Annotated in this window: 17 protein-coding genes and 1 pseudogene; 10 read left to right on the top strand and 8 right to left on the bottom strand. The window is 71.5% G+C overall.

Going from position 1 to position 18750, the window contains the following annotated elements; all coding sequences use genetic code 11:
* Positions 1-679: 679 nt before the first annotated feature.
* On the top strand, positions 680-1084 hold the full coding sequence (locus V4Y04_RS08110) for a hypothetical protein (RefSeq protein ID WP_332426654.1): 405 nt from the start codon (positions 680-682) through the stop codon (positions 1082-1084).
* A 402-nt stretch (positions 1085-1486) separates the two neighbouring features.
* Here the strand turns inward: V4Y04_RS08110 and V4Y04_RS08105 are convergent, their stop codons facing one another.
* Both V4Y04_RS08105 and V4Y04_RS08100 read right to left on the bottom strand, forming a co-directional pair.
* Entirely contained in the window at positions 1487-2026 is a 540-nt protein-coding gene (locus V4Y04_RS08105) for a hypothetical protein (protein ID WP_332426653.1), read from the bottom strand.
* A gap of 501 nt (positions 2027-2527) precedes the next feature.
* A complete protein-coding gene (locus V4Y04_RS08100; RefSeq protein ID WP_332426652.1) occupies positions 2528-3028 on the bottom strand; it encodes a hypothetical protein in 501 nt (166 codons plus the stop codon).
* A 551-nt stretch (positions 3029-3579) separates the two neighbouring features.
* Between V4Y04_RS08100 and V4Y04_RS08095 the strand changes: the two are divergent.
* Positions 3580-3750, top strand: a pseudogene (locus tag V4Y04_RS08095) (transposase); the annotation flags it as partial.
* Positions 3751-3802: 52 nt separating this feature from the next.
* Here V4Y04_RS08095 and V4Y04_RS08090 read toward each other — a convergent pair.
* Both V4Y04_RS08090 and V4Y04_RS08085 read right to left on the bottom strand, forming a co-directional pair.
* The gene (locus V4Y04_RS08090; protein ID WP_332426651.1) at positions 3803-5299 is read right to left on the bottom strand and encodes a glutamate synthase subunit beta; all 1497 of its coding nucleotides are present in this window, start codon (positions 5297-5299) and stop codon (positions 3803-3805) included.
* Positions 5300-5566: 267 nt separating this feature from the next.
* Positions 5567-6046 carry an anthrone oxygenase family protein gene (locus tag V4Y04_RS08085; RefSeq protein WP_332432754.1) on the bottom strand — a complete coding sequence of 160 codons (480 nt, stop codon included), beginning with the start codon at positions 6044-6046 and terminating at the stop codon, positions 5567-5569.
* 145 nt (positions 6047-6191) lie between these two features.
* Here V4Y04_RS08085 and V4Y04_RS08080 point away from each other — a divergent pair, with 145 nt between their 5' ends.
* From V4Y04_RS08080 to V4Y04_RS08070, 3 genes are all read left to right on the top strand, one after another.
* Complete coding sequence (locus tag V4Y04_RS08080; protein ID WP_332426649.1) at positions 6192-6824, top strand: uridine kinase; 633 nt, start codon at positions 6192-6194, stop codon at positions 6822-6824.
* 106 nt (positions 6825-6930) lie between these two features.
* A complete protein-coding gene (locus tag V4Y04_RS08075) occupies positions 6931-7359 on the top strand; it encodes a CBS domain-containing protein (protein WP_332426648.1) in 429 nt (142 codons plus the stop codon).
* Between the two features lie 106 nt (positions 7360-7465).
* Positions 7466-8296, top strand: a complete 831-nt coding sequence (locus tag V4Y04_RS08070) for a methyltransferase domain-containing protein (protein ID WP_332426647.1) — start codon at positions 7466-7468, stop codon at positions 8294-8296.
* Positions 8297-8351: 55 nt separating this feature from the next.
* Here the strand turns inward: V4Y04_RS08070 and V4Y04_RS08065 are convergent, their stop codons facing one another.
* The gene (locus V4Y04_RS08065; protein WP_332432753.1) at positions 8352-9242 is read right to left on the bottom strand and encodes a carbohydrate kinase family protein; all 891 of its coding nucleotides are present in this window, start codon (positions 9240-9242) and stop codon (positions 8352-8354) included.
* 129 nt (positions 9243-9371) lie between these two features.
* Complete coding sequence (locus tag V4Y04_RS08060; protein WP_332426646.1) at positions 9372-10280, bottom strand: pseudouridine-5'-phosphate glycosidase; 909 nt, start codon at positions 10278-10280, stop codon at positions 9372-9374.
* 100 nt (positions 10281-10380) lie between these two features.
* Between V4Y04_RS08060 and V4Y04_RS08055 the strand changes: the two genes are divergently transcribed.
* Positions 10381-10809: a VOC family protein gene (locus tag V4Y04_RS08055; RefSeq protein ID WP_332426644.1), complete on the top strand. Its 429-nt coding sequence runs from the start codon at positions 10381-10383 to the stop codon at positions 10807-10809.
* 23 nt (positions 10810-10832) lie between these two features.
* Here the strand turns inward: V4Y04_RS08055 and V4Y04_RS08050 are convergent, their stop codons facing one another.
* Positions 10833-11387, bottom strand: coding sequence for a methylated-DNA--[protein]-cysteine S-methyltransferase (locus tag V4Y04_RS08050; protein WP_332426643.1), 555 nt, complete (start codon positions 11385-11387; stop codon positions 10833-10835).
* A 97-nt stretch (positions 11388-11484) separates the two neighbouring features.
* Positions 11485-12357, bottom strand: a complete 873-nt coding sequence (locus tag V4Y04_RS08045) for a glycerophosphodiester phosphodiesterase (protein WP_332426641.1) — start codon at positions 12355-12357, stop codon at positions 11485-11487.
* Positions 12358-12730: 373 nt separating this feature from the next.
* Here V4Y04_RS08045 and V4Y04_RS08040 point away from each other — a divergent pair, with 373 nt between their 5' ends.
* The 4 genes from V4Y04_RS08040 (at position 12731) to V4Y04_RS08025 (ending at position 18719) form a co-directional block, all read left to right on the top strand.
* A complete protein-coding gene (locus V4Y04_RS08040) occupies positions 12731-13609 on the top strand; it encodes an MHYT domain-containing protein (protein WP_332426640.1) in 879 nt (292 codons plus the stop codon).
* Between the two features lie 40 nt (positions 13610-13649).
* On the top strand, positions 13650-15788 hold the full coding sequence (gene uvrB / locus V4Y04_RS08035; RefSeq protein ID WP_332426639.1) for an excinuclease ABC subunit UvrB: 2139 nt from the start codon (positions 13650-13652) through the stop codon (positions 15786-15788).
* A gap of 160 nt (positions 15789-15948) precedes the next feature.
* A complete protein-coding gene (locus V4Y04_RS08030; RefSeq protein ID WP_332426638.1) occupies positions 15949-16527 on the top strand; it encodes a TerD family protein in 579 nt (192 codons plus the stop codon).
* A gap of 194 nt (positions 16528-16721) precedes the next feature.
* Positions 16722-18719: a TerD family protein gene (locus tag V4Y04_RS08025; RefSeq protein ID WP_332426637.1), complete on the top strand. Its 1998-nt coding sequence runs from the start codon at positions 16722-16724 to the stop codon at positions 18717-18719.
* Positions 18720-18750 lie beyond the last annotated feature (31 nt).

Genomic DNA, 18750 nt, shown 5'->3' with positions numbered 1-18750 from the left:
GGGTGGATCGTCCAGGTGCCGGCGGTGTCAATTCGTTGAAGCAACATCTTCGGTCAGGGCTCGCTGGAAGGCTTCCTGTGGGGTGAGGTAGCCGAGGCGGCGGCGGGGCTGGTTGTTGATCTCCTCGGCGATGGCTGTGAGGGAGGGCAGGAAGCCGGCCCAGGTCGTGGAGGCGCGCTCGGGTGCCGGATCGATCCCGGCCTCCTTCCTCCTTCAAGATCTCCCCTACCGTGGAGGCGGCCACCTTCGGACCCGGGACGAGCAGTTCGCCGCGCACCCTCCGGTAGCCCCGGCTGGGATTCTCTCGTGCCGGGCGCGGCACCAGAACGCGGACAAAGTGCACCGTGCGCGGCCGTCCGGGCGTTCGGACCGAAGGGCGGCGGCGTGACGGTGCGCGAGAAGGTGCGCGAGAAGGTCGCGGTGTCGGGTGAACCAGTAGCCCGTACCCTTCGCAGCACGTCGCGCGGGAGCCGGTGCGGCAGCGCGGCCAGGAACGCCCGATCGCTTGGGGTGAACCGCACCTTGTCCTTTCCGAGTGGTCGCTCCAGGACCGTGGTCCGGTGGCGTAGGGCCAGGATCTCGGCGTCCTTGTCCCGATCGCCCAGCGGGAGCAGGCACAGCATGCCGAACGCGTTGGTCACGCCCGGACAGGCCAGGCGCAGCAGCACAGCCAGCCATCATGCCGCGATGCTCGACAGCCGCGCGAGAGCGCCAGCTCGAACGACCGCGCTCGACATCTCGTGCCATCTCACACACCGCTCCTACCAGGGCGGATGAAGTTTCCGGCAAGGGCAAGGGCAAGGGCAAGGGCAAGGGCAAGGGCAAGGGCAAGGGCAAGGGCAAGGGCAAGGGCAAGGGCAAGGGCAAGGTCGGTCAGGGCGCCGGGGCAGGTGTCCTTGATGACTCGGCGGGTGGTCGCGCTGCTGGGCGGGATACGTACGGCCAGGGCCGTCGCGGTGCGGGCGCCGACTCGGGCCAGGACGCCCTCGGGGCCTTTGTCGCCCATCCACCGATCGCCGTGAACGTCTTCGCTCCGGTGGCGACAGCGGAGCACGCGATCAGTAGTACTGCCACGAACGGGTGACGCTTCCCGCGTCGGCGCCGCGGACCGGTCGCGCGGTGCTGATGAGTGGGCGACTTGACCAGGCAGATGGCGGAAGACTGACGGCACATCGAAGCTCCGTTGCGCGAAGGGGACCTGGGAAGGTCACCTCCACAACGGAGCTTCGTTGCGTACGTTCGCGTACTCACCCGACACCGTCACACCGCCGTGACCTGCACACCTACATGATCGCTCCGACTTTGAATCGCCCTGAGCGCGCCGGTGCGGTGGGGCTGGGCTGGCAGGGCGTCGTTGTCCGGATTTATGATGAGGTGCCCGGGTGGGTATGTGAAAGCGGGGTGTTCGGGGTGAGATGTTATGGGGGGACCCCGGCCCGATTCCAGCGGGCCGGGGTCTTTATGTTGCGCTGGGGTGGCGGTTCGGTCAGCGTCCGCCGTGTCCGTTGTTTCCGTTGAATCCATCGAAGTGGTGGTTGATGACTCGGAAGCTGCCCACCACTCCGTCCTTGACGAAGACGCCGCCCCGGACGTGGCCGGGGCGCACGCCGTCGCTGGAGCTGTGTGGTCCGACGGTGGCGATGGGGGCGCCGTTGTCGCAGGCGGCTCCGCGGAAGACCTCGACGCTCCTGCGGCTGTCGTTGCGGATGTTCAGGCTGCGGGAGCCCAGGCCGCTCACGACGGTGACGCAGCCGCCCAGGTCGTCCGAGTAGGAACGCTCGTTGATGTGGATCCGGCCTTCGAAGCCTCGGCCTTCGTTGTCCTTGCCTTCGTTGTCCCGGCCTTCGTTGCCCTTGCCGGAGTCGCCGCCCATGGGGGCCGAGGCAGGGACTGCCGCCTGCTGGACTGCGGGGGCGGCCTGGGCCGGCTCGTAGGCGGACGCCGAGGCGTAGGTGATGCCGGTGGCGGCCAGGGCCGCAGCGGCCGCGACGGCCGCGGTGACGAAGGTGGGACGGGTGTTCATCATGCGCTTCTCCTGTCTCGGGGGATCGGCTGGCCAGCCGATTCGTGATGAACGTACTGACCGATTCTCATATCTGTCATATCGAGACATGTAGGGAAGTCGGCGGATTGACTCCAATCAGGTCATAGGGGGCACTCGCATGCCGTGTCATGGCGTCCTGATGGTTAATCAGATGATTTTTCCTGTAACGGACTTGATGACCCGATACGCTGTCCGGGGGACTTTGCCCGCGCGTAGTCACCCGCAGTCGCAGCGTGTCGTTCGTTGACACATCAGGTGAAACCGGTATTCCCGTTGTGCTGCTGGGCGGCGGGTGGGGTGTTCGAGCGGGCGGGCCGGTGACGTGACGTGTTGCCGTCCGCAGGGTGAAGTTCCTCTGGAGCGTCTCGACGAGGGCGAAGACCTGACGTTGGCCCTGGGTCCTCGTCACTGTGCACCTGCGGCTGGCCGGCGGGTCCACGTGAGCGTCCTGGACGCGTGCCCGCCGCCCGCAACAGGTTTTGTTCATGGTGATGCGGCCGGCTCGTCCGGCGAACCGGAACCTGGGTCATCGGGCTGGAGGCCGGGTGTCACCGACTTCGCCTCCTGGACGAGGTGGCCCGGCCGTAGTGGGGCGGGCCCGCTCAGAGCCACGGCGGCCATGACGACGACGATGCCCTGGAGGACCAACGAGCAGATGCCCAGGGGTTCCAGCCAGTTGCCGTAGTCGTCCTCGTCGGTGGGAACAGGCGTGGCACGGGTGACGATGTAGCCGATGGTGGTCAGCAACGCCGTGAGGCCTCCCACGACCCAGCCCAGCCGCGGTCCGCGGGTCAAAAGAAGAAGGGCGCCCACAGCGGTACCGACCACGGTGGCGATGAAACCGCCGATGAGGAAGGGCACGTCCGCGTCGATGACCTCGTAGGCGTGGATCCCGGCATCGGCCAGAAGAAGGACTCCGGCCAGGACACGTGCCCCGCCGTGCTCCGCACGGCCTCGCGGGGTGGAGGCGGGACTGTCCAGCATGATCCATCCCGTGTTCGAGTCCTGGGTCAACAGGTCCCACGCGCCACCGTGCGAGCAGGCCAGGGACATGATGCCTGTCGCCGCGAGCGGATCGCGGACACACGGGGTCGGCGTGTCCGGTGCCAGGCCCCTTCGTGCTTCCCTGCGCACCCGTCCGCCCCCTTCGCCGACCTCTGCACCGGCCGGCGAGTGGACGGTGTGGACATGCCGCCATCCACGTCGCCGACTGCAGGCGGCATGCTGTCGTAGATCTTGGTGGGCGGCTGCAGAAGCCGCCCACTGACTTCCTCACCGGAGCTGGCTTCCTCACCGGAGCCTGGAGCACCAGACCTGCCGCACCCACGCCCGAGCCGGAGCCGATCCCGAACGCCGACGCCGGCGAGTTACCCGCCGGCGCCCGGAGCCTCACCGCGTCCCGACCGCCGATCCGGCCGGCGCCACCACCGGGGCGACGTCGCCGGCGAACGCGACCCCGGCCGACGGTGACCAGGCGGTAGGGCTGCGCGAGGCCCACGGTCGTGTCCGCAAAGTGGGTTGTTCGTCGGTAGGTCATGGTGCGTCGTCATGAGCTGACCGATGAGGCGTGGGCGGTGATCGAGCCGTTGCTGGCTCCGTCGCGGATCGGCCGGCCGGTGCGGGATCGTCGTCAGGTGGTGAACGGGATCTTGTGGAAGTTCTCCACCGGGGCGGCCTGGCGGGATCTGCCCGAGCGCGGTGGTCCGAAGGGCTGGGCCCCGGGCGGTCCGAAGGGCGGGTGCGTCCCGCCGGTGTGCGTCACGCCGTCATCGGACGGTCGTACGGACCGATGGGGGCCGGGAGCCGGGTGGTGCCGTCGGTCAGATGACGGTCGACGGCCGCCGCCACCGCCCGGCCCTCGGCGATCGCCCACACGATCAGCGACTGCCCGCGGGCGGCGTCCCCGGCCGCGAACACACCCGGCACGTTCGTGGCGAAGCCGGCGTCGCGCGCGATCGTGCCGCGCGGCTCCATTTGCAGGCCGAGCCCGGCGATGAGCCCGTCCTTCCGGTCGGGTCCGGAGAAGCCGAGCGCGAGGAGGACGAGACCGGCGGGCAGGACACGCTCGGTGCCCGGCCGAGCGCGGCGCTCCATGTCCACCCCGACCAGGTGCAATGCCCGGACCCGCCCGTCCGTGTCGCCGGTGAGACGCAGGGCGGACGCCGCGAACAGTCGTACGTCGGAGTCCTCGGCCGCCTCCGGTGCCGTCCGCAGCACGCCGGCCTCCTCGTGCGCGGGGGACAGCCGGTACAGCTTCGGGTACGTCGGCCAGGGCTCGGCGTCCTCGTCGCGCTCGTCGCCCGGCCGGTCGTAGATGTCCAGCTGCGTCACCGACGCGGCCCCCTCCCGCACGGCCGTGCCCAGGCAGTCGGCGCCCGTGTCACCGCCCCCGACGATGACGACATCGCGGCCCGCGGCGGACAGCGGGGACGCCTCCAGGTCCCCCTCGCACACCCGGTTGGCCAGCGGAAGATACTCCATGGCCTGGTGAACACCGATCAGCTCGCGTCCGGGAACGGCCAGTTCCCGCCAAGCGGTCGCCCCGGTGGAGATCACCACGGCGTCGTAACGCGCCCGCAGTTCGGCGGCGTCGACATCGCGCCCGACCGTCGTGGACGTACGGAACTTCGTCCCCTCGGCCCGCATCTGCTCGATGCGCCGCTCCAGATGACGCTTCTCCATCTTGAACGCGGGGATGCCGTACCGCATCAGCCCGCCGATCCGGTCGTCCCGCTCGTACACGGCGACCGTGTGCCCCGCCCGGGTCAGCTGCTGGGCCGCGGCGAGTCCGGTGGGGCCCGAGCCGATCACGGCGACCGTCCGGCCGGAGAGCCGGTCCGGCGGGGCGGGGCCGGCGAAGCCCTCCTCCCAGGCCCGGTCGGCTATGGCGCACTCGACGTTCTTGATGGTCACGGCGGGCTGGTTGATGGCGAGCACGCATCCCGCCTCGCAGGGCGCCGGGCACAGTCTGCCGGTGAACTCGGGGAAGTTGTTGGTCGCGTGCAGCCGCTCCGCCGCGGCCCGCCAGTCGTCGCGCGCGACCAACTCGTTCCACTCGGGGATCAGATTGCCCAGCGGACAGGCCTCGTGGCAGAAGGGGACACCGCAGTCCATGCAGCGGTCGGCCTGCGGACCGACGAGGGGCAGCAGCGCGCCGGGGACGTGGACCTCGTCCCAGTCCCGGACCCGCTCCCCGATGGGCCTGCGTGGCCAGTCCTGGCGCGGCGTGGTCAGGAACCCCTTGGGATCGGCCATGGCCGTCTTCCTTGCGTTCTTCCCTGCGTTCTTCCTTGCGTGCGCGAGGGACAGGCCATTCGTGGTCGGACGGCATTCCTCGGGGGGTCGGGAGCCTTCGCCCCCGGCGTCTCTCGTCTCTCCGGACCTGGCGTCCTCCGGACCCGGTGCTTCTCGGACCTGGCGCTCTGCGGACTCCGGTGTTCTCCGGCCACGATACGACTGCTCGCGCCCGCCCGCAGGCCCGTCGGCGGTGCTGCCCGTGCCGCCCGTGCCTTCCGGGCGTCGTCAGGTGAGGGCCAGTGCGTACGCCACCGCGGCACCCGCCGAGGCGACCGTGCGTACGTGGTTCCACCGCGTCCACTCGCGTACGTACACGGTCCAGTACGCGGCGGCCTCCGCGGTCCCCGGATCGAGCCCGGCCAGCGCGTCGTTGCGCGGCACGTTCGCGACCACGGTGACCCCGAACCCGCCGAACAGGTACAGCGTGCTGCCGGCCAGCAGCCACGCCGCGCCCTCGTCCGGCCCTGCCACCAAGGTCGTCACGGCGATCGCCGCGCACAGCAGCGCCGAGCCGAGGAACACCAGCATGAAGGGCGCCCGCACCGCGGCCACGTTGACCGACTGCATCGCCGCCACGCCCCGCGCGGGCGGCAGCGCCGCGAGCCCTCTCATCACGAAGGTCGAGAAGGCGCAGAAGACTCCCGCCACCAGACCGGTTCCGAGTACACCCAGCACCGTCGGCACGAAGTACGGTCCGTCCATCACGTTGTCGGCTCCCACCCGGCCCCGGCCGGACATCCTCCCGCCGGTCACTGTCACCACCAGTGAAGCCGGACCCGGACCCGGTGCCCATGGCCGAGCGTCGCGGGGCCATGCGCGGGAGTCCAGCCGGCCCGCGCATCATGGCGGTGTGCGATTCGAAGCGATCACCTGGGACCGGCTCGGCGACCTCCTCGCCGAGCGTGTGGCGACGCTGAGGACGTCCGACGACGGCCCCTGGCCGCGCGTCGCCTTCGACGGCGCCCCGGCCGCCCGCCCCGAAGACCTCGCCGGACGGGTCGCCGAGGCCCTGCGCGTCCGCGGGTGCCCCTCCCTCGTCGTGGGCGCGGAGGGCTTCCTGCGCCCCGCCTCGGTCCGGCTGGAGTACGGCCACCAGGACGTGGAGTCGTACTACGACGGCTGGTACGACACCGGCGCCCTTCGGCGCGAGGTGTTCGGCCCTCTCGAACCGGGCGGGAACGGACGGGTCCTGCCCGATCTGTGGGACCCCGTCACCGACCGGGCCACCCGCAGCCCCTACGTCCCGCTCCCACCCGGCGGGGCACTGCTGCTGCACGGCCCGCTCCTTCTGCGGCACTGGTTCCCCTTCGATCTGAGCGTCCACGTCTCGCTCTCCCCGGGCGCCCTGCGCCGCCGCACCCCCGAGTCCGGGCACTGGACCCTGCCCGCCTTCGAGCGCTACGAGCGGGAGACCGGCCCGGCCGGCACCGCCGACGTCCTGGTACGCGCCGACGACCCCCGCCACCCGGCGTGGCACGGCTGAGGCCGGGCGAAGGTGCGGGGCCCCGGCGGCACAGCGACAATGAAGGGCGCCGGTACTCGCGGTGCGACCCGCGCCGCGCCGGCCGTCCGGCACCGGGAGGTACCTCATGACCACCGCCGGAGACATCATGCACCGCGGCGCCCAGTGGATCCCCGCCCACGAGACGCTCGACCGCGCAGCCCAGCTGATGCGCGAGCTGAACGTCGGCGCGCTGCCCATCAGCGACGAGAACGAGCGCCTCTGCGGCATCCTCACGGACCGCGACATCGTCGTCGGCTGTGTCGCCATAGGCCACGATCCGGCCAGGGTCACCGCGGGGGAGATGGCCAAGGGCACACCGCGCTGGATCGAGGCGGACGCCGACGTCGGCGAGGTCCTCCAGGAGATGCAGACCCACCGCATCCGCCGGCTCCCCGTCGTCGACGACAAGCGCCTGGTCGGCATGATCAGCGAGGCCGATCTCGCCCAGCACCTGACGGACGACCAGCTCGCCACCTGGGCCGAGAGCGTCTACGCCAGGGTCCCGTCCGGCTGAACGCGGACCGTGCCGCTCCCCGGCCGCTCCCCGGCTGTGGAGGAACGGGCGACGGGCCGGAGCGTCGACCACGCCGGACAAGCCGGGCAACTGGGATGATCGCGGCATGACGCGAAGCGACGGGTACCTGCTCGAACACCAGCAGACCGAGGCGCACCAGCAGACCGGGGCGCACCAGCAGACCGGGGCGGCGGAACACCTCGACGCCTTCGCCGACCTGTTCGACCCCACCACGTTCCGGAACCTCGAAGCGGTCGGCGTCGGCGCCGGCTGGCGCTGCTGGGAGATCGGAGCCGGCGCCGGTTCCGTGGTGTCCTGGCTGGCCAAGAAGGTCGGACCGACCGGCAAGGTGCTGGTCACGGGTGCCGACACCACCCGGCTCGCCCCGGCCGCCCGTCCGCCGGTGGAGGCGCGCATCCACGACATCGAGGCGGAGGAGCCGCCGACGGGCGGGTTCGACCTGGTGCACGCACGGCTCCCGCTTCTCGGCGTGGCGGACCGCGAACGCGCGGTGCGGTCCATGGTCAGCGCCCTGCGCCCCCGGGGGCGCCTCCTGGTCGAGGACACCGACCCCGCTCTGCAGCCCCTGGCCTGCCCGGACGAGTACGGCCCCGAGCAGCGGCTCGCGAACCGGCTGCGGCAGAGCCTGCGCAAGCTCCTCGACGACCGCGGGGCCGACCTCGCCCACGGCCGCGCACTCCCACGTCTGCTGCGGGAGACCGGCCTGAGCGAGGTACGGGCCGACGCCTGCTTCCCGATCGCCGCCCCCGCCTGCGCGGCCCTGGAGTCCGCCACCGTCCGCCTGGCCCGGGACCGGCTCGTCACCGCGGGCATCGCCACCGCCCAGGACATCGACCGCCACCTCGCCAATGTCGCCGCCGGCATCCTGGACCTGGCAACGGCCCCGATGATCTCGGCCTGGGGACGCAAGCCCTAGAGCCTCTCCGGCGGGCAGAGGACGGGGGCGGGGCGGCGGAGGCCGGCCGAGGCCGTCAGGCCGGTGGTGGCGGGCGGCCTCCCACCCGGCGCACCGCCAGCGCACCCGCCCTGCATCCCGCCGCCGCCGCATGTTCCGGATCGGCGCCCGCCATGAGGGTGGTGAGGAACGCACCGGTGAAGGCGTCGCCGGCGCCCGTGCTGTCCCGGGGTGTCGCCGCCACGGCGGGAACGCGGGCGCACACCTGACCGGACCGGGCCAGCAACGCGCCTTCGGCCCCCTGCTTGGCCACGACCAGCGGGACCCGCCGGCTCAGCCGCGCCGCCGCGTCGGCCGCCTCCGGCAACCCCGTGAGCAGGCACGCCTCGTCACGACTGGGCAGCAGGATGTCGATGCCCTCGACGAGGGACAGGAAGCGGCCGGCACCCAGCCGCGTGAGGAAACCGGCCGACGCCGGATCCAGGCTCACCGGCACTCCCCGCACGCGTGCCGCCTTCAGCGCCACCGCCACGAACGCCCGGCCCGGTTCGCTGAACAGCAGATACCCCGACAGATGCAACCGGGCCACCCCGTCCAGCAATACGTCCGACCAGTCACCGGGTTCGAGCCGCAGTGAGGCCCCACTGTCGGTGAGGAAGGTCCGCTCGGCCGCCGCGTCCTCGTCGACCAGGCAGATCACGGTCCCGGTCGGCGCCTGCGGATCGACCACCAGCAGGGGACGTACCCCGCAGGCGGCCAGCTCCCGTGCGTGCCACGCCGCCGCGTCCTCGCCCACGCGTCCGAGCAGCCGCACCTCCGCCTCGCCCCAGCACGCCGCCCAGCAGGCCACATTGGCCCCCGCACCACCGGGCACCGTCCGGATCGCCGCCGCGGTGTCCGTACCCGGGGCGAGCGGCCCCCGGTGCCGGGCGACCACATCGGTGATGACGTCACCGACGACCAGCAGCGCTCCGGGCCGGGCTCCGGGCCGGGCTCCGGCACCCGCGCCGGAGTGAGCGCCGGCCGCCCCCGCCGCACGGCCCGCCCCGGCAGCGCTGCCGCCTCCGTCACCCGGGACCGCCGCCGTCACGCCACCTCACGCCCCGGTCCAGGCCGTCGCGATGCGGGCCGCCAGCCGTACGTTGCCCCGGACCGCCGCCAGATTGGCGGCGAGGGAGGCGCCGTCGGTGCGCCGCACCAGGTGACCGAGCAGGAACGGAGTGACCGCCTGACCGGTGACGCCCTCCTCCTCGCACGCCCGCAGCGCCTCGTCGAGCACCCGGGCGTGCAGCCCGGGATCCAACTGCTCCTCCACGGGAACGGGGTTGGCCACGATCAGTGCCGATCCGGGCCCGCCGAGGGCGTCCTGCGCCCGCATCACCTCCGCCACCTGTTCCGGCGTGTCCAGCCGCCAGTCCACGGGGTGCCCCGAGTCCGACAGATAGAAGCCGGGGAAGCGGTCCGTGCCGTACCCGGCGACCGCGACCCCCAGGGTCTCCAGCCGCTGCAGCGTCGCCGGTACGTCCAGGACCGACTTCACGCCCGCGCACACCACGGTGATCCTGGTCCGCGCCAGCAGCCCGAGATCGGCGGACTCGTCCTGGGTCACCGTCCACTCGCGGTGCACCCCGCCGAGTCCGCCGGTCGCGAACACCCGTACGCCCGCGAGCGCGGCCAGCAGGGCGGTGGCCGACACCGTGGTGGCACCGCTCGCCCCGGACGCCACCGCGAGCGGCAGGTCGCGATGACCGAGCTTGCGGACGCCGTCCTCATGGGCCACCCGCTCCAGCTGCTCCTTGTCCAGGCCGATCCGGGGCCGCCCGTCCAGCACGGCGACCGTGGCGGGGACGGCGCCCTCCCGCCGCACCGCCGCCTCCAGCTCCGTCGCCACCCGGAGATTGCGCGGCCGGGGCAGCCCGTGCGCGATGATCGTGGACTCCAGGGCCACCACCGGCCGGCGGGCGGTGAGCGCCTCCCGCACCTCTTCGGACACCGTCAGGATCACGAGCCGTCTCCCGTCTGTCGCTCCTCCCTCATCCCTGGCGGGCCGGGCGGCCGGCCAAACCCCTTGCGAGCCACCGCGGGTCTCGCGGAGTCTGGGGCACATGACGGAGAACACAGCACGTCTCGACCACGTCGTCCTCTGGGTGCGCGATCCGATCGCGGCCGCCGGCTTCTACGAGAAGGCGGTCGGCCTGGAACCGGTCAGACTCACCGACTTCTCCGCGGGCGAGGCGCCCTTCCCCTCGGTACGGGTCAACGAGGAGACCATCCTCGACCTCATGCCGTTCACCATGGCGGAACGCATGACGATGCTGCCCGGCGCCGCCGAAGCCTCCGGCCACCCCGTCAACCACGTCTGTCTGTCGCTGCCCGCCGACGACTTCGACGCTCTCCGCAGCCGTCTCGAGGAACGGTCCGTACCCCTGACGGAACTCTCGCACGACTCCTTCGGCGCCCGCGGACTCGCCAGGCGCAGCTTCTACTTCCGCGACCCCGACGGGAACGTGTTCGAGGCACGGCACTACGACTGACGGCTGCGGGAGCGTTCCATCCGTCAGAACAAGGGCTCCGGCAGCACGCCCTCCAGGGCGAGCAGCCGGCGCTTGGTCTCCAACCCGCCCCCGAACCCGCCGATGCCGCCGTCCCTCTCCACGACCCGGTGACAGGGCACGACCACCGGCAGGGGGTTCGCCCCCATCGCCGCGCCGACGGCCTGGGCGCCCTCCGGCCGGCCGACCCGGCCGGCCAGATCGCCGTACCCCACCACCGTGCCGTACGGCACGCCGGAGGCCAGCTCGCTCAGCACCTCCCGGTGGAAGCCGGAGATCAGCGACCAGTCCAGGGACAGGTCGAAATCGCGCCGCTCACCCGCGAAGTACGCCTCGACCTGGCGTATCGCCTCGGTGAGCAGCGAGGAGCCGGGCTCCTCGGCGGGCTCGGTGCCGAGCCGGGACGCCAGCCGTTCCAGCGCGCTGTCGCGCACCTCGTCCGTGGCGTGGAACACGACGTTGACCAGACCCTCACGGGTCGCGGCCAGCAGCAGCGGGCCGATGCCCGTGTCGACGACGGCCCACACGACCCGCCGCTCGTACCGCCCATGGCTGTCCATGCGCCCCACCGTACGGCCCGCCACCGACAACGCCGGACCGAAGAGCGAGGGGCCGGAGGCGATCGGGCACAAGGGGGCACGAAGGGGCGGTGAGGGATCAGCCGCCCACCGCGTCCCGCACCATGTCGGGCTTGTTGCTGATGATCCCGTCGACCCCGAATCCGACGGCCCGCCGGGCCGCGGCCGCGTCGTCCACCGTCCAGGTGAGGACCTCCAGAGGTGTGCCGTGCGGTCCCCGGAAGCCCTGGACGGCGGCGACGTAACCGGCGGACAAGGAGGTGTGCGAGGGGTTGATCTGGTCGGCGAAGTCCGCGTACACGGGCAGGTCCTTCACGGGAGGCGCGCCGATGAAGCCGGTCTTCACCCCGGGCTTCAGCTCGTGAACCGTCCGCACGCTGTCCGCGCTGAAGCTCTGCACGACCAGCCGGTTCCCCAGATGCGCGTGGTCGAGCCACCCCTCATTGCTCAGGACCTTCAGGGTCTCGCCCTCGATGCCGGGGTACAGCTGAGGGTTCTTGATCTCCAGGAGCAGTTTCTGGCCGTGCCGCTCGAGCCGTCGGACGAACTGCTCCAGTGTCGGAACGCGCGTGCCCGCGAACGCGGGACCGAACCAGCTGCCCGCGTCGAGCCGGGCGATCTCCGCGGCGGTGAAGTCCTTCACCTTCCAGGGCGACCGGCTGGGGAAGACCTCCTCGACGTCCGTGGTCCGCGCCAGGCTGTCGTCGTGCAGGACGACTAGTTCGCCGTCGTGGGTGCGCTGGACGTCGTTCTCCACCCAGTCGACGCCGAGCTCCGCCGCCTTGTCGGCGGCCGGGAGGGTGTTCTCGGGTGCGTATCCGGAGGCGCCCCGGTGGGCGACGACCAGGGGGAGCGTGTCACCGCCGGTGGCGCGCGCGGGGGAGAGGGTGAGAAGGAGAGCGGCGGTTCCCAGGAGTGAGGTGATCGAGGCGGCAACGGTGCGTGCGTGCATACGTACTCCTCGCGTCGAGCGGGCCGGGCCATCGGCAGGAAGGCTGATCCTGGCCGGACGGCGGGATCTTCACTGGTCGGTCGGTGCCGGATGGTCGGATCATCGCCCGGTCGGAATATCGCGAACAGTTCAACTGTGACAGCAGAGAGTCGACGAGGAGTGCGCACACTATGACCACAAACCGAACAGGTTCGTTACAACTGCGCACACTGGTGCCGCACAAGTGGGGCAAGGGCGTGTTTCTTTGCCGGAGAGTCGTTCGGCCGTTCCGGTGAGGTCATACTCTCTGCGTCAACCCTGACCGCCGACGCGGTTCTGGGAGGGGGTTCACAACCGAAATTCCGGGACGCAAAGGGTGGAAGGGCAGCCGCGCATGCAGAGCACGGTCGACGGATTCAGTTACGGTCTGGTCACACCGGTGGTGGCCTTCCTCATGGCCTGCCTCGGCGGCGCCCTGGGGCTGAGATGTGCCACCCGGCCGCTTGTCGTGGCCGGGTCGTGGCGCCCCGGCTGGCTCGCCCTGGGCTCGGCGGCCATCGGATCCGGCATATGGACGATGCACTTCATAGCGATGATGGGCTTCACGATCGAGAGCACGCCGATCCACTACGACCGCCTGATGACGTTCGCCAGTCTGGCCGTCGCCGTCGTCATGGTGGGGATCGGGATCTTCATCGTCGGCTACCGGGGTGCCACCGGAACGGCCCTGTTCACCGGCGGCACCATCACCGGCCTCGGTATCGCCTCCATGCACTACCTGGGCATGGCCGGCATGAGCCTCGACGGACAGCTGGAGTACAACACCCTCACCGTCGCCGCGTCCGTCGCCATCGCGATGGCCGCCGCGACCGCCGCCCTGTGGGCGGCCGCGCAGGCCAGGGGTTTCCTGTGGAGCGTGGGTGCGAGCGTCGTCATGGGCCTCGCGGTCACCGGCATGCACTACACCGGCATGGCCGCCCTGGAGGTCCACGTCCACGGGACGGCCGCCCCCTCCACGGGGGAATCCGCGGCCACGCTGCTCGCCCCCATGATGCTCGGCCCGCTCGCCCTCCTGGTCCTGGCCGGCATCATGGTGATCTTCGACCCGATGATGATCACGGGCCGGCCCGGACCGGCGCCCGGCGAGCACAAACCCGGTATTCCCGCCCACCCCCGCCACCACTCCTCCCCGGCGCGCCCGACACGCCTGCGGCTGCGCGTCCGCGGTCCCGTCGAGCACCGCACTCGCACCCGCACCCCGCAGAAACGCTGACCGGGACCCGTTGTCAGTGGGGGGTCGTACGGTGGGTGGCATGCGGCCCGTTTCCCAGATCGAACGCACGGTGGCGCCCTTCGAGGTCGTCAGCTCCTACCAGCCCAGCGGCGACCAGCCGACGGCCATCGCCGACCTCGCCCGGCGCATCGAAGCCGGCGAGAAGAACGTCGTCCTCCTGGGCGCGACCGGCACCGGCAAGTCCGCCACCACCGCGTGGATGATCGAGAAGCTCCAGCGGCCCACCCTGGTCATGGCGCCGAACAAGACTCTGGCCGCCCAGCTGGCCAACGAGTTCCGTGAACTGCTTCCGAACAACGCGGTCGAGTACTTCGTCTCGTACTACGACTACTACCAGCCCGAGGCGTACGTCCCGCAGTCGGACACCTACATCGAGAAGGACTCCTCGGTCAACGAGGAGGTCGAGCGGCTGCGCCACTCCGCGACCAACTCCCTGCTCACCCGCCGCGACGTCATCGTGGTCGCCTCCGTCTCCTGCATCTACGGCCTCGGCACCCCGCAGGAGTACGTGGACCGCATGGTGCCGCTCCGCGTCGGCGAGGAGTTCGACCGGGACGAACTGCTGCGTCGCTTCGTGGACATCCAGTACACGCGCAACGACCTGGCCTTCACCCGGGGCACCTTCCGCGTCCGCGGCGACACCATCGAGATCTTCCCGGTCTACGAGGAGCTCGCCGTCCGCATCGAGATGTTCGGCGACGAGATCGAGGCGCTCTCCACGCTCCACCCGGTCACCGGCGAGATCATCAGCGACGACCGGCAGCTGTACGTCTTCCCGGCCTCCCACTACGTCGCCGGCCCCGAACGCATGGAGCGGGCCGTGAACGACATCGAGAAGGAACTCACCGGGCGCCTCGCCGAGATGGAGAAGCAGGGCAAGCTCCTGGAGGCCCAGCGCTTGCGGATGCGCACCACCTACGACCTCGAGATGCTCCGCCAGATCGGCAGCTGCTCCGGCGTGGAGAACTACTCGATGCACTTCGACGGCCGCCTGCCCGGCTCCCCGCCGAACACCCTGATGGACTACTTCCCGGACGACTTCCTCCTCGTCATCGACGAGTCGCACGTCACCGTGCCGCAGATCGGCGCCATGTACGAGGGCGACGCCTCCCGCAAGCGCACCCTCGTCGACCACGGCTTCCGGCTCCCCTCCGCCCTGGACAACCGCCCGCTGAAGTGGGAGGAGTTCCAGGAGCGCATCGGACAGGCCGTCTACCTGTCGGCCACCCCCGGCCAGTACGAGCTCTCCCGCTCGGACGGCGTCGTCGAGCAGATCATCCGCCCCACCGGCCTGGTCGACCCCGAGGTCGTCGTCAAGCCCACCGAGGGCCAGATCGACGACCTGGTGCACGAGATCCGCTCGCGCGTGGAGAAGGACGAGCGCGTCCTGGTGACCACGCTCACCAAGAAGATGGCCGAGGACCTCACCGACTACTTCCTCGAACTCGGCATCCAGGTGCGCTACCTCCACAGTGACGTCGACACCCTGCGCCGCGTCGAGCTGCTCCGGGAGCTGCGCAGCGGCGAGTACGACGTCCTCGTCGGCATCAACCTGCTGCGTGAGGGACTCGACCTGCCCGAGGTGTCCCTGGTCGCGATCCTCGACGCCGACAAGGAAGGCTTCCTGCGCTCCGGCACCTCCCTGATCCAGACCATCGGCCGTGCCGCGCGCAACGTCTCCGGCCAGGTCCACATGTACGCGGACAGGATCACCCCGTCGATGGAGAAGGCCATCGACGAGACCAACCGCCGCCGGGAGAAGCAGGTCGCCTACAACCGGGCGAAGGGCATCGACCCCCAGCCGCTCCGCAAGAAGATCAACGACATCGTCTCCCAGATCGCCCGCGAGGACATCGACACCGAGCAGTTGCTGGGCTCCGGCTACCGCCAGGCCAAGAAGGACGGCGGCGGGACCAGGGCCCCCGTGCCCGCACTCGGTACCAAGGCGGCCAAGGGCGCGAAGGGCAGGGCCAAGGGTGCCGAGCCGGTACCCACCGACCGGCCCGCGGCGGAGCTCGCCGAGCAGATCGAGGAGCTCACCGCGCGGATGCGGGGCGCCGCCGCGGACCTCCAGTTCGAGATCGCGGCCCGGCTGCGCGACGAGGTCTCCGAGATGAAGAAGGAGTTGCGGCAGATGCGGGAGGTGGGTCTGTCCTGACGGCGTCGTGCTCCGGCCCGGCGCCCGTCCGGCACGGGCTGTGTTGCAAGACCGACACAAAGTGCGAACCGGGGTGCGGCACCGTCGGTGCTCCTGCGTAGGGTTCTGGGCATCCGCGGTTTCGCGGCAACAGGGGAAAGTCCGAGAGGGGAATCAGCGCGTGACCGTCAACATGACCAAGGGTCAGGCCATCAGTCTGCAGAAGAACGACGGCGGCAGCCTGACCGCGGTCCGTATGGGTCTCGGCTGGCAGGCGGCCCCCCGCCGCGGCCTGTTCGGCTCGCGTACCCGGGAGATCGACCTGGACGCCTCCGCCGTCCTGTTCGCGGACAAGCAGCCGGTCGACGTCGTCTTCTTCCGCCATCTGGTGAGTGACGACGGCTCCGTGCGCCACACCGGCGACAACCTCGTCGGCGGCGTCGGCCAGGGCGGCGACGACGAGGCCGTCCTCGTCGACCTGTCCCGTGTCCCGGTCCACATCGACCAGATCGTCTTCACCGTGAACTCCTTCACGGGCCAGACCTTCCAGGAGGTGCAGAACGCGTTCTGCCGTCTCGTCGACGAGACCAACGGGGAGGAACTCGCCCGCTACACGCTGGCCGGCGGCGGCGCCTACACGGCCCAGATCATGGCGAAGGTCCACCGCTCGGGCACGGGCTGGACGATGACGGCCCTCGGCAACCCGGCCAACGGCCGCACCTTCCAGGACCTCATGCCGGCGATTCTGCCGGTGCTCTGAGTATCCGCAGCGGCATCCGGTCGAGCCACCCGCAGTACCCGCAGTACCCGTAGCGCCGGCCGGCCCCGTCGGGGCCGGTGAGCGGCGCCCGGACCGTCACCTGTGAACGGGGTGAGCGGCAGGTCACCGGCGGCACGTCACACACGGCAGAACACGAGCGACACGCGAAGCGCGCGACACAGGGGGCGAGGGCGATGACGGCCGAGCTGGTGCGGGGACAGAACCACCCCCTCTCCCAGTCCCGTCTCGAGATCCGGATCTCGGCCGGCACGCCGGTCGTGACCGTGGCCGCGCTCGGCGACGAGGACGGCAGGATCCACGGGGCGGAGTGGGTGGCCCACCCGGGCGCGCCCACCCGGCCCGGCCTGGAGGTGTCGCGACAGGCCGCGGCCGACCACCGGCTCGCGGTGGACCTGGACGCCCTGGCGGACGAGGTCCACCGCGTCGGCGTGCTGCTCGCCCTGCCCGCCGTCGCCGGCCAGGGCCCCACCCGCTTCGGCGCCGTCGCCGCGCCCTTCGTCGCGGTCACCGGGCTGGACGGCACCGAAGTGGCCAGCTACACCCTCACCGGCCTGGAAGCCGAAACGGCCGTCATCGCCCTGGAGCTCTACCGGCGCCAGGGAGCCTGGAAGGTGCGCGCGGTCGGCCAGGGGTACGCCGGCGGCCTGGCCGAACTCTTCACCGACCAGGCACTGCCCCAGGCGCAGCAGCTCGCGGGCCACATCGAGGAAGCGGTCACCAGGGGCCTCGCCCGCTCCGTGCAGGCGCCACCGCCCCGCCCCTCCGAAAGCGACCGCTCACACCAGGCGGCCACCCCGGCCCGCCATCTTGACCAGAGCGCCGACACCGCGCCCCAGGGTGCCCCCGGCCCCGTGCCGCCCGCGTACGGCGGCCGGCCGGCCGGATCGCCGGGCCAGGGCGGACCGCAGCCGGCGTATCCCGGCGGAGCCGAGGATCCGTCCGCGGCGGCGGCCGGCGGTCCGATCGACTACAGCCACCCCCGCAGGCAGAACGCCGCCCCGCCACCGCCTCCGCCGGCCGCGCCCCCGGCCCCGCCGGGACAGCCCGCACAGCCCGTCGCGGGCGACGCGACCGGCTGGTCCATGGAGGAGCGGCTCTACAACCAGGTCTGGGGCATGTTCGAGGACCTGGCCCGCACCACCGCCGCCTACCGCAGCGCCGTCGACTTCGCCGAGTCCCGCATGGACAAGGAGCTGGAGCAGGCCCTGTCCGACCCGCGCAGCCGGGTCGGCGGCCAGGCCGACGCCGCGCGCGAGGCGGCCAGGGCCCGGCAGGCCCAGCTCGTCGACCGGGCGAGGGAGGCCCTCGACCGTGACCTCGCCCAGCTCGTCGCCGAGGCCGAGGTCGTCGAACCCGCCCTGCCCCCGGCGTACGCCCGCTGGGACAACCCCGTCTGGCACGCCTACCGGGTGCCGATGGAGATTCCCATGGCGCTGCGCCTGGGTGACCTCCGGCTGCCCGAGGCCGACCGGATCCGCATCCCCATGCTGCTCAGGCTGCCGCTGGAGCGCGGCCTGTGGATCGACAGCGGCCGCACCGACACCCTGGACGAGTCGTTCACCGATACCCACGACATGCGGCGTCTCGCCATGGAGACGGCGGTGACCCATGCGGCACGCCTGCTCGCCGTCTACCCGGCGGGCGAGTTCACCGTGCACGTCGTCGACCCGGCCGGATCTGGCGCGCAGTCGTTGATACCGCTGACGCGGAGCGGTGTACTGGCGGCCCCGCCCGCCCGGGGCGCGGCGGGCGTCGCGGACGTCCTGGGCCGGCTCACGCAGCGGGTCGACCTGGTGCAGATGGCGCTGCGCGGCGGAGTCGCCGACGCGCTGCCGTCCGGCTTCGACACCTCCCAGCAGCTACTGATCGTCAACGACTTCCCGCACGGTTTCGACGACCGTGCCGTGAACCAGTTGCGCTACCTCGCCGACGAGGGCCCGTCCGTCGGCGTCCACCTGATGATGGTCGCCGACCGCGAGGAGTCCGCCGGGTACGGTCCGCTGCTCGACCCCCTGTGGCGCTCCCTGCTGCGGCTGACGCCGGTGGCCGACAGTCATCTGGCCGACCCGTGGGTCGGCCACGCCTGGACGTACGAGCCCCCGCTCGTGCCCCCGGGGAGCCAGGTCCTCCGGCAGGTGCTCACCCGGGTCGCCGAGGCCCGCCGGACATGACCTCCCCGGCCGGGAGCCCGTGAGTATGCGT

It is taken from the genome of Streptomyces sp. P9-A2 (genome assembly GCF_036634175.1).
Lineage (GTDB): Bacteria > Actinomycetota > Actinomycetes > Streptomycetales > Streptomycetaceae > Streptomyces > Streptomyces pratens.
Note: the sequence above shows the minus strand (reverse complement) of the source record. Positions and strands in the feature narration are given on the sequence as shown.

Coding starts and splice junctions, on each gene's coding strand:
- uvrB (WP_332426639.1), top strand. CDS start 13,650: ATGCGGCCCGTTTCCCAGATCGAACGCACGGTGGCGCCCTTCGAGGTC.
- V4Y04_RS08070 (WP_332426647.1), top strand. CDS start 7,466: ATGACGCGAAGCGACGGGTACCTGCTCGAACACCAGCAGACCGAGGCG.
- V4Y04_RS08100 (WP_332426652.1), bottom strand. CDS start 3,028: ATGCTGGACAGTCCCGCCTCCACCCCGCGAGGCCGTGCGGAGCACGGC.
- V4Y04_RS08075 (WP_332426648.1), top strand. CDS start 6,931: ATGACCACCGCCGGAGACATCATGCACCGCGGCGCCCAGTGGATCCCC.
- V4Y04_RS08040 (WP_332426640.1), top strand. CDS start 12,731: ATGCAGAGCACGGTCGACGGATTCAGTTACGGTCTGGTCACACCGGTG.
- V4Y04_RS08045 (WP_332426641.1), bottom strand. CDS start 12,357: ATGCACGCACGCACCGTTGCCGCCTCGATCACCTCACTCCTGGGAACC.
- V4Y04_RS08050 (WP_332426643.1), bottom strand. CDS start 11,387: ATGGACAGCCATGGGCGGTACGAGCGGCGGGTCGTGTGGGCCGTCGTC.
- V4Y04_RS08105 (WP_332426653.1), bottom strand. CDS start 2,026: ATGATGAACACCCGTCCCACCTTCGTCACCGCGGCCGTCGCGGCCGCT.
- V4Y04_RS08090 (WP_332426651.1), bottom strand. CDS start 5,299: ATGGCCGATCCCAAGGGGTTCCTGACCACGCCGCGCCAGGACTGGCCA.
- V4Y04_RS08110 (WP_332426654.1), top strand. CDS start 680: ATGCCGCGATGCTCGACAGCCGCGCGAGAGCGCCAGCTCGAACGACCG.
- V4Y04_RS08055 (WP_332426644.1), top strand. CDS start 10,381: ATGACGGAGAACACAGCACGTCTCGACCACGTCGTCCTCTGGGTGCGC.
- V4Y04_RS08025 (WP_332426637.1), top strand. CDS start 16,722: ATGACGGCCGAGCTGGTGCGGGGACAGAACCACCCCCTCTCCCAGTCC.